Source organism: Streptomyces sp. NPDC127117 (assembly GCF_042677325.1).
Taxonomy (GTDB): Bacteria; Actinomycetota; Actinomycetes; order Streptomycetales; family Streptomycetaceae; genus Streptomyces.
Window position 1 is genome coordinate 148,327 of sequence record NZ_JBHXTM010000007.1, and the last position, 9,220, is coordinate 157,546.

General features: G+C 70.9%; 9 protein-coding genes. 7 read left to right on the forward strand and 2 right to left on the reverse strand.

Features of this window, described 5'->3' with window-relative positions; translation table 11 throughout:
• Positions 1-82 precede the first annotated feature (82 nt).
• Both ACFVH0_RS09150 and ACFVH0_RS09155 read left to right on the forward strand, forming a co-directional pair.
• Positions 83-2,665 carry an MFS transporter gene (locus ACFVH0_RS09150; protein WP_385818940.1) on the forward strand — a complete coding sequence of 861 codons (2,583 nt, stop codon included), beginning with the start codon at positions 83-85 and terminating at the stop codon, positions 2,663-2,665.
• Positions 2,666-2,788: 123 nt separating this feature from the next.
• Positions 2,789-3,964: a serine hydrolase domain-containing protein gene (locus tag ACFVH0_RS09155; RefSeq protein ID WP_385818941.1), complete on the forward strand. Its 1,176-nt coding sequence runs from the start codon at positions 2,789-2,791 to the stop codon at positions 3,962-3,964.
• A gap of 18 nt (positions 3,965-3,982) precedes the next feature.
• On the opposite strand, the gene ACFVH0_RS09160 is transcribed toward ACFVH0_RS09155, so the two are convergent.
• Positions 3,983-5,200 (reverse strand): erythromycin esterase family protein, encoded by a 1,218-nt coding sequence (locus ACFVH0_RS09160; RefSeq protein WP_385818942.1) that lies wholly within the window; start codon positions 5,198-5,200, stop codon positions 3,983-3,985.
• 58 nt (positions 5,201-5,258) lie between these two features.
• Between ACFVH0_RS09160 and ACFVH0_RS09165 the strand changes: the two genes are divergently transcribed.
• Genes ACFVH0_RS09165 through ACFVH0_RS09175 form a run of 3 tightly spaced genes read left to right on the forward strand, consistent with a single transcriptional unit; the run spans position 5,259 to position 7,030 of the window.
• Positions 5,259-6,182, forward strand: a complete 924-nt coding sequence (locus ACFVH0_RS09165; protein ID WP_385818943.1) for a TioE family transcriptional regulator — start codon at positions 5,259-5,261, stop codon at positions 6,180-6,182.
• Complete coding sequence (locus ACFVH0_RS09170; protein WP_385818944.1) at positions 6,179-6,571, forward strand: helix-turn-helix domain-containing protein; 393 nt, start codon at positions 6,179-6,181, stop codon at positions 6,569-6,571. The genes ACFVH0_RS09165 and ACFVH0_RS09170 overlap by 4 nt, the downstream gene beginning before the upstream one ends.
• A 48-nt stretch (positions 6,572-6,619) precedes the next feature.
• Positions 6,620-7,030 (forward strand): VOC family protein, encoded by a 411-nt coding sequence (locus ACFVH0_RS09175; protein WP_385818945.1) that lies wholly within the window; start codon positions 6,620-6,622, stop codon positions 7,028-7,030.
• A 133-nt stretch (positions 7,031-7,163) separates the two neighbouring features.
• Here the strand turns inward: ACFVH0_RS09175 and ACFVH0_RS09180 are convergent, their stop codons facing one another.
• Positions 7,164-7,709: an ATP-binding protein gene (locus ACFVH0_RS09180; RefSeq protein WP_385818946.1), complete on the reverse strand. Its 546-nt coding sequence runs from the start codon at positions 7,707-7,709 to the stop codon at positions 7,164-7,166.
• A gap of 321 nt (positions 7,710-8,030) precedes the next feature.
• Here ACFVH0_RS09180 and ACFVH0_RS09185 point away from each other — a divergent pair, with 321 nt between their 5' ends.
• Together ACFVH0_RS09185 and ACFVH0_RS09190 are read left to right on the forward strand one after the other, a co-directional pair.
• Positions 8,031-8,882 carry a DUF5753 domain-containing protein gene (locus ACFVH0_RS09185; RefSeq protein WP_385818947.1) on the forward strand — a complete coding sequence of 284 codons (852 nt, stop codon included), beginning with the start codon at positions 8,031-8,033 and terminating at the stop codon, positions 8,880-8,882.
• An 11-nt stretch (positions 8,883-8,893) separates the two neighbouring features.
• On the forward strand, positions 8,894-9,085 hold the full coding sequence (locus ACFVH0_RS09190) for a hypothetical protein (protein ID WP_385818948.1): 192 nt from the start codon (positions 8,894-8,896) through the stop codon (positions 9,083-9,085).
• Positions 9,086-9,220 lie beyond the last annotated feature (135 nt).

Genomic DNA, 9,220 nt, shown 5'->3' on the forward strand with positions numbered 1-9,220 from the left:
TGCCGAGAGGAAACGCCCGCGTACACCCACGGCTCATCGCGACTCGGCACCACGGGTTGGATACCTCAACTATCTTGCTGCCGTGGACCAGTTGACCGCAGAAGATCCGACGCACATCGGCCCCTACCGCCTGATAGCCCGACTGGGCGCGGGCGGCATGGGGCTGGTGTATCTCGGCCGTTCCGAAGCCGGACGGACCGTGGCCGTGAAGGTGGTGCAGGCCGAGCACGCCCAGCACCCCGAATTCCGCAGGCGGTTCACGCGTGAGGTGGCAGCGGCCCGCCGGGTGGGCGGGACCTGGACGGCGGCCGTGCTCGACGCCGACACCGAGGCGCAGGTGCCCTGGGTCGCGACCCAGTACATCCCCGGGCCCGATCTGACCACCGTGGTCGCCAAGGACTTCGGACCGCTGCCCGAGCACTCGGTCCGCACCCTCGCCAACCGTCTGGCCACGGCCCTGGAGTCGGTGCACGGCGCGGGCCTGATCCACCGCGACCTCAAGCCGTCCAATGTGCTGGTGACGGTGGACGGACCGCGGGTGATCGACTTCGGGATCGCGCGGGCCATGGACAGCCTCGCCGGGGACAGCCTGCACACCCGCACCGGAATGCTGATCGGCTCCCCCGGGTTCATGTCTCCCGAGCAGGTGCGCGGCCTCGAACTCACCCCGGCCAGCGATGTGTTCTGCCTGGGTGCCGTCCTCGTCCACGCCGCCACCGGCCGCCTCCTCTTCGGCGCCACGGAGACCGGTCTGAACGCGCACCTCTTCCGGATCGCGGAGGAGGAGGCGGACCTGACCGGTGTACCGGAGTCGCTCGTCGACCTCGTACGCGCCTGTCTGCACAAGGACCCGGCGCAGCGGCCCACGCCCGCCGAGGTGGTCGCCCGTACGGCCGGTGACCAGGGCGGTGAGTGGCTGCCCGGTTCGGTGCTGGCCCAACTCGGGCGCCATGCGGCACAGTTGCTGGACTTCGCCCCGGAGACGCGGGCCCCGCGGCCGGATCCGCGCGTGCCGGTTCAGGCCCGGCCGGTTCCGGCGCAGCCCGCGTACAGCCCGACGACCCCGGTGGGCCACCACCCGTCACCGGGGTTCGCGCCGACCGTGGGCGCGGCGCCCGGCGGCATGCCGGTGCCCACCGTCCCGCCGGGTGCGCCTGCTCCGAATCCGAGGCGGTGGTGGGGGCTGGCCGTGGCCGCGTCGGCGCAGCTGCTGATACTGACCGGCACGGGGGTCACGAACGCCGCGCTGCCGTCCGTCCACGCCGACCTGGGCATCGCCGCCGACGACCTGGGCGGTACCTACACCGCCTATGTGCTGGCCTTCGGTGTGACGCTGCTGCTCAGCGGGCACATCACCGATCTGTTGGGCCGCAAAAGGGTGTTGATCACCGGCCTGGCCGGATTCGCGGTCGCCTTCGCACTCGGCGGCCTGGCCCCCTCGTCCGCCCTGCTCACCGGCTCGGGTGTCCTCCAGGGCGTGACCGCCGCGCTGATCTCGTCGTCCGCGCTGTCCCTGGTGGTCAACGGCTTCACCGAGCCGAAGGAGCGCGGCAGGGCCTTCGGTGTCTACGGTGCGACGGCCGCCGGTGGTGTCGCGTTCGGGGTGTTCGCGGGCAGCCTGCTGACCGAGAACCTGAGCTGGCGGGTGGGCATGTACGCCGTCACCGCGCTCGCCGTGATCACCGCGATCTGCGCGGCGGGCCTGGTGCACGACCGCTCGAACCGCGCCCCTGCCCGTCTCGACGTACCGGGCCTGCTGCTCGGCTCCGCCGGGTTCGCCGCACTGGTCCTCGGCTTCCGGGCGGCCGAGACCGCCGGCGCGTCCGGGTCCGGCGGCTGGACCACTCCCCGGACCCTGATCCTGCTCGTCGGCGGGATCCTCCTGCTGCTGGCCTTCGTGTGGTGGCAGACCAGGTCCCGCGACCCGCTCCTTCCGCCGTACGTCTTCAGGGACCGCAACCGTGTCGGTTCCTTCCTCGCCCTGGCCTCCATCGGTCTGGTGCTGATCGTCACGTTCATGATCCTGACCAGGTATCTGCAGGGCGTCCGCGGTTACCCCATGGGCCGGTCCGGTCTGGCCCTGCTGCCCATGGCCGGCGCGGGTGTCGTCGCCGCCACCCAGGTCTCCGCCCGCCTGTACCACCGGCTGGCGCCCCGCAATCTGATCGTGCCGGGCCTGTTGCTCGCGGCGGTCGGCCTGGCGATCCTGGCCGGGATCGACGCCGAAAGCTCGTACGCCGCCCAGGTACTGCCCGGCACGCTGCTCATCGGCTTCGGTGCCGGTATGGCCTTCACCCCGCTCTTCGCCACCGCGACCGAGCGGGTCGCCCCGCGGGATTCCGGCGGGACCTCGGCGGTGGTCAGCGCGGCCCAGAATCTGGGCGACTGGGCCGGTGCGCCGCTGTTCGGCAGCATCCTCGCCTCCGCGATCTCCGCGCGGCTGGCCCATGCGTCGGACGTTCCCGCCCCGCTGGTCGAGGCGGCCGGAAACGGCTTCGTCATCAGCCCGCATAATCTCCCGCCGGCACTGTCGGGCACTGTGGACAACGTCAACACCGCGGTCATGGGCGGATACTCCGTCGCCTTCTGGTGGGCAGTCGGTTTCACCGTACTGGGGAGCCTGCTCGCCGGCCTGCTGATCACGGCCAGGGCCCCGAAGGGGTGAGCCGGGGGCCGCACCGGCGATCACCCCGGTGCGCCAACGATCAACCCCCGGGGCCGAGTTACGCGTCACAGGCACCGCAGGGGGGCGACACCACGCCCCCTCGGTGACCCGGAGGCAAAACGTATGAGGCAACGGACCGCGCGTATCTCCTCGCTCGCCCTGGCGGTGGCCGCGACCGTGGGAGCGGCCGCATTCGCCCCTTCCGCACAAGCGGCCCCCGCGTTCACGGCACCCGGGCACGAGGCGACCCGTGCCGCGTTGCGGGCCGTGGTGGAGAAGGGCGAGCTGCCCGGCGTGGCCGCCATGACACGGGACGGCAAGGGGAGTTGGTACGGAGCGGCCGGCTACGCCGACACCGCGACCGGCCGCGAGCGCTCGCCCGGCGACCACTTCCGCGGGGCCAGCATCACCAAGACGTTCATCGCGACCGTCCTGCTCCAGCTGGAGGCGGAGGGGCGGCTGAGCCTCGACGACACGGTCGAGCACTGGCTGCCCGGCCTGGTGCGGGGCAACGGGTACGACGGAGACCGGATCACCCTGCGCGGGCTCCTCAACCACACCAGCGGAATCGCCGACCACGCCTCGGACCCCGCGTTCGTGCACGACGCCGCGGGCCCCGGCTTCCCGGAGCACCGGTACGACACCCATACGCCCGAGGAGCTGGTGGCGGTCGCGCTGAAGCACCCGCCGGTCCCCGACCCGGAGAGGACGCCGCTGTACTCGAACACCAACTACGTCATAGCCGGGATGGTCATCGAGAAGGCGACGGGCCGTTCGTACGCGCAGGAGACCACCCTCCGCATCATCCGGCCGCTGAAGCTGCGCGGGACGTCGTTCCCCGGCACGGCGCCGCAGATGCCCGCCCCGCATCCCGTCGGCTACTCCCGTTTCCACCAGGAGGCCCCCGACGCCGAGATCCATGACGCCACCGAACAGAACATGACCTGGCTGGGCGCGTCCGGCGACGTCATCTCCACCGGAGGCGACCTCAACCGCTTCCAACGCGCCCTGATGGGCGGCAGGTTGCTGCCGCCCGCGCAGATGGCGGAGATGCTCGACGAGGTACCGCTGGGCGACGGGACCGGGTACGGACTCGGCGTCGAGTTCGCGCGGCTGTCCTGCGGTGTGAAGGTGGTGGGCAAGAGCGGCCGTACGAACGGTTCCCTGTCCGCGATGGTCGGCACTCAGGACGGGAAGCACCAGCTGACGTTCAACATCAACGGTGACTGGTTGCGGAGCGGGGCGGTCTACGTCGATGTGATCGAGGCGGAGTTCTGCGGCAAGACCCCGACGCCGTAGGACCCGCGGCGGTCGCCGCTACTCGCCTGGGACGTCCTTGACGAACACGATCCCGTCGCTGTCCGCCAGACGGGCCGGGTCGAGCGGAGCGTAGCCGAACCAGGGCGACACGCGGGCAGCGGGCGGCGTATCGCCGAGCGCGGCGGCCAGCCGGCCGGCGTCGAGGACGTACCGGTCCTCCGGGAGCGCGTACAGGAGTCCTTCGACGCTGTCCGGCGGCGGGGTGTCCACCCCCTGGTGCCGGATCGTGCCGAGGGCCGTCGCCACGAAGGCGTACTCCTCCCCCAGCCGGGCACTCACCAGCGCGCCGGCGCCCCACCACTCCAGCGGCGCCCCGCCCATCCGCATCGTGCTCCTCCCCCGCTGGAGATGAGAGTTGTGGGCGTGGACGAGTACGGGGCCGCGTTCGGCGAGGGCGAGGAGGTTGCGGGCCATCATCTGGTCCCGCAGACCCACCAGCCGAGTCAGGCGGGCCGGCGAGGGGTCGGCCATCCAGTGGTGGTAGCGCAGCAGGCCGATCGCGGTACGCCCGTACAGGTGCGCCCGGTCCCGGTCGTCCCGGGAGTCCGTCGCGATCAGGTGCGGTGTCTGCGCGTCGAGCAGCGCCACCAGGTCGTCGGCGAGCAGCCGCAGCCGGCCGGCCTCGGCCGACTGTCCCACGGACCGGGAGGGGTCCATCATCGCGGCGGGCTCGGTCCACCGGTCGTCTGCGCCGAGCAGGTCGTCGAGCGTCTCCGCGGTGCAGGGGAGCAGGTCCGCGTCCACCCTGGCCGCGAGGTGACCGTGGAGTGCGGTGAGGGCCTGCCGGGGGCTCGCGGCGTGGGTGATCTCCAGCGGGCCGTCGAACCCGGCGAAGCGGAGCCGCTCGGACGCGGGCCGGCCGTCGTCGTCGGCGCGGATGTTGTGGGCGCGCATCCGGCGCACCAGTTCGCGGTTGCCCTCGGCGGCGCCCCAGCCGTGGCTGAAGCCGTGCTCCATGACCTCGTCGAGTGTGCCCGTGCCCGAGGTGACGTAGTCGTCCACGATCCGGCCCATCAGGCAGTCGCTCTCGATCGCGACGGTCCGGTAGCCCTCCTCCTCGACGAGCTGCCGGAAGAGCTCGTTGCGCACATCGAGCAGGGTGTCCTCACCGTGGGTGGGCTCGCCCAGGGCGAGCAGCCGGGGCCGTCCCGGGAGCATCCCCATGACGGCGGCGGCCTCGACGGCCCGGGCGATGTCCTTGATGTCGGTAGCCATGCCTTCAACGCTATCGTTGAACCTTCGGTTGAAACTTTCCCGCGATACCGGCAGGACCATGGGGCTGAACCTTAAAAACGGCGATCGGCTCAGGCCGGTCGATCTGGCGCGCGAGCACGGTCTGTCCACGCAGGCGGTCAGGAACTACGAGGAGGCCGGCATCCTCCCGGCCGCGGATCGCACCCCCCACGGCTACCGCGCCTACACCTCGCTGCACGCGGGGGCCCTGCGCGCCTTCCTCGCCCTGGTCCCCGGCCACGGCCACCGGACGGCGACGTCGATCATGCGGGCGGTGAACCGGGGCGCGGTGGACGAGGCGCTGCATCTCGTCGACGAGAGCCACGCCCAGCTCCTCGACGACCGCCAGACCCTCCGTGCCGTGGAGCGCGCCCTCCGGGACCTGGGCGGCGCAGCGGCGCCCGGCCCGCCTGCGGCATCCGGGCCGGGGCCCGTTCCCGCCACCGGGCCCGTTCCTGCCACCGGATCCGTTCCCACGGCCGGGTCCGGCGGGACCTTCATCGGGCCGCTGGCCGGGAAGCTCGGAATCCGGCCCGCAACGCTGCGCAAGTGGGAACGGGCCGGACTGGTTCACCCGCGCCGCGACCCGGGGACCGGCTACCGCGTCTACGACGAGGCAGCCGTACGGGACGCCAGGATGACCCACCAACTCCGCCGGGGTGGCTACCCGTTGGAGCAGATCGCCCCGCTGATCGCCCAGGTGCGTGCGGCGGGCGGGCCGGAACCGCTGGAGTCCGCCCTGCGCGACTGGCACGCCCGGCTGTCGGCCCGGGGGCGCGCGATGCTGTCCGGGGCCGCCGGGCTGGATGCGTACCTCCACGAAACGGCATCCCCGAGCCGGACCGAACCGGACTGGACCGGACCGGACCGGACCGGACCGAGCCGGGCGGGCACGGGCCGGCCAGGAGGACAACGGCAGGTAGGGCGGGTCCGGCGGATGCCCTGTGATGTGATTGTCCCGTGAACCGCGCCGTGGAGGAGACCAACCGCCGCATGCTCCGGGCGCGGGACGCGATGGACCGCGCCTATGCCCAGCCGCTGGACGTGCCGGCCCTGGCCAGGATCGCGCATGTGTCCCAGGCCCACTTCACCCGTACGTTCCGGGCCACGTTCGGTGAGACACCCCACCGCTACCTGCAGCGCCGCCGCGTCGAGCGGGCGATGTTCCTGCTGCGGGAGACCGACCGCAGCGTGACGGACATCTGCTACGAGGTCGGATTCGGCAGCCCGGGGACGTTCAGCCGTACGTTCCACGACATCGTCGGCCGCTCGCCCAGGACGTACCGCAAGGAAGCGACGGCCACGGGCGTCCCGACGTGCTTCACCATGACGTGGATGCGCCCGAGCAGCTGAGCAGTTCTGGATAAGTTTTTTTCGAGCGCGCCCCGTAGCGTGATGCACATGTTCAACGCCATCACGCAATCGCAGATTTACGTCCTCGACCAGGACGAGGCCCTCGACTTCTACGTCGGCAAGCTCGGCCTGGAGGTCAGCGCCGATGTGAGCCTGGGCTTCATGCGCTGGCTGACCGTCAGCGTCCCCGGCCACCCCGAACGCCAGATCTTGCTGGAGAAGCCGGGCGCCCCGGCCATGTCCGAGGAAACGGCCCAGCAGGTACGCGAGTTGGTGACCAAGGGGGCGATGGGCGGCTGGCTCATCCTCACCACGGACGACTGCCGCAAGACGTACGAGACGCTGCTGGCCCAGGGTGTCGAGTTCACCGAGGAGCCCACCGACCGCCCGTACGGAACCGACTGCGGCCTGCGCGACCCCTTCGGCAACCGCATCCGCTTCACCCAGCCGAAGGGCTGAACACCTTCCCGATCGCGCAGTGGGGGCCGGAGCGGGAACGCACCGGCCCCCGCGTGCGTGTGACGGGCGCAGGCGCGGACGTCCACCACTACGGCCTCGCACGGGGCACCGGCCGATCCGCTCACCGGACAGCTCAACGAGGCAACTCGACCCACGACTTGATGCCTCGCTGCGGCGGCTCGGCCTCGCCGCATCCCCATTCCCCGCCCCAGTCGTCCACAACGGCCGCGAGCAGCCAGAGCGCCCGCCGACGCCGAGTTTCACAGAGCGTGGCCAGGTCGGGTTCCGCGTGATGCGGATGCTGATCCCAGACGAGGAGCCGGACCGCGTCGTCCCGGTGGCGCAGGGATACGTAGAGCTCCTTCCCCGGGCTCATTCCGGCGGTGACCGCGACCAGTTCGCCCACGGCATGCGTGGCGGGCCAGACGTACGGGGCGAGCCCGTGCGCCTCCAGGGCAGTGGCCACCACGGTCCGGCCGATGAACGCGCTACGGGCGTCACCGGGGAGCGTGAAACTCAGCGAGACCCCACGCCCAGGATGGCCGTTGGAACGCAGACAGGGCCGGGAGTGCGCCTGCGCGGGGTCGGAGCGGAGGGCGAGATGGGGATGCGGGGTGGCCTGCGGACCTGTCCCGGCGGTGACGGCCGGACAGAGCGCGGCGAAGGCGGATACGTGCATGACTGACTCCCCTGGTGCGGATGGCGAGTTGGCGGCGTCTCTCTTTCGCGTGGGCGCGCACGAGTGGCTCACGTTGTTGTGTTGTGGACGAGCAGTGGCCTGTCTCCCTGACGCGGCACCGCCCCTCCCAGGGCAGGAGGCTGAGGGCAGGACCGCGTGATGCACTTCCGGCTCGTCGGCGCTGTGTGAGCGGTGCGTCACCCAAGGTAGTGCAGCGATGGCACTCATGTCACACGCTTGGAGGCAATTGCCTCCCGCTTGTTGGACTGGGCGACCCGTGCAGCGGCAGACTGTGCACACAGTCCGCGGAAGAGAGGGCCCATGCCGAGCAGCGCCACTCCGACAGAACGCCAGAAGCGACTCGGTGCCGAACTGCGCAAGATGCGCGTAGCAGCCGAGGCAACCACCGCCTACGCGGCAGGACTGCTGGGCGTCGACCGTACGAAGATCTCGAACATGGAGGTCGGCGTTCGCCCGATCACTCCTGCACGCATCCGCACCTTGGCCTGCAACTACGCCTGCGCAGAACCACCTTACGTGGATGCCCTCGTCGAGATGGCCGAGCAATGTGAGCGCGGCTGGTGGGAGCAGTACAGAGGCACACTTCCCCCGGGCCTTCTGGACATCGCCGAACTCGAATGGCACGCCACACGCATCCGCACGGCCCAGACCGTCCATCTACCCGGCCTGCTTCACACTGATGGATATGCCCGCGCGGTGTTCGGCGCTGTCCTGCCCGAACTGTCCCGCCTGGAGATCGAGTTGCGAGTGGCGCAGCGGATGGAGCGGCAGCAGGTACTCGACCGCGAAATTCCCGTCGCCTACGTGGGGTACGTACATGAAGCCGCCCTACGCATGCAGTTCGGCGGCCGGGAGGTCACCCGTGAACAGTTGCACCACCTGTGCGAGATGTCGGAGCGCGAGCACATCGATGTACGGGTGATCCCGGTCGACCGAGGAGCATTCCCCGGAGCCGGGCACGCACTGCTCTACGCCCACGGCGTCGTACCCCAACTCGACACCGTGCAGCTCGATTCGGCTCACGGACCCGAGTTCATGCACGCTGACGCTCAGCTGACCAAGTACCGCGCGCACCTGGACTGGATGGAGGACGCGTCACTGTCCTCCGTCGCGTCCAGAGACTTCATCCACGCCATCTCCGGCCAACTCTAGGGACGTTCAGCATGTCGGACATCAACTGGGAAGAACCCAACTGCGGCGAAGGAAACAACTGCTTCAGGCTCGGCACAGACACCGAAGGCCACGGCTACATAGCTGTCGCCGGCGCGGAGGAGAACTGCCTCACCGACAGCCGCGAAGCACTCCAGCAACTGATCCGCGACATCAAGGCGGGCAAGGCGGACCACCTGCTGTAGCCGCACAACGACAGGGGCCCGGGGCCCCGGAGGGGGCGCGGGTGGCGGGCCCCAGGGGGGGGGGGATCCGAACGAAGTAGGGCCCCGCGGGGAGGGGAACCCCCCCCCCCCGGGGTTGTGGGGGGGCCCGTACCG

What these genes read in the sequence shown, in the direction of transcription:
- ACFVH0_RS09155 (WP_385818941.1), top strand. Translation starts at nt 2,789, where the DNA reads ATGAGGCAACGGACCGCGCGTATCTCCTCGCTCGCCCTGGCGGTGGCC.
- ACFVH0_RS09160 (WP_385818942.1), bottom strand. Translation starts at nt 5,200, where the DNA reads ATGGCTACCGACATCAAGGACATCGCCCGGGCCGTCGAGGCCGCCGCC.
- ACFVH0_RS09165 (WP_385818943.1), top strand. Translation starts at nt 5,259, where the DNA reads ATGGGGCTGAACCTTAAAAACGGCGATCGGCTCAGGCCGGTCGATCTG.
- ACFVH0_RS09175 (WP_385818945.1), top strand. Translation starts at nt 6,620, where the DNA reads ATGTTCAACGCCATCACGCAATCGCAGATTTACGTCCTCGACCAGGAC.
- ACFVH0_RS09180 (WP_385818946.1), bottom strand. Translation starts at nt 7,709, where the DNA reads ATGCACGTATCCGCCTTCGCCGCGCTCTGTCCGGCCGTCACCGCCGGG.
- ACFVH0_RS09185 (WP_385818947.1), top strand. Translation starts at nt 8,031, where the DNA reads ATGCCGAGCAGCGCCACTCCGACAGAACGCCAGAAGCGACTCGGTGCC.
- ACFVH0_RS09190 (WP_385818948.1), top strand. Translation starts at nt 8,894, where the DNA reads ATGTCGGACATCAACTGGGAAGAACCCAACTGCGGCGAAGGAAACAAC.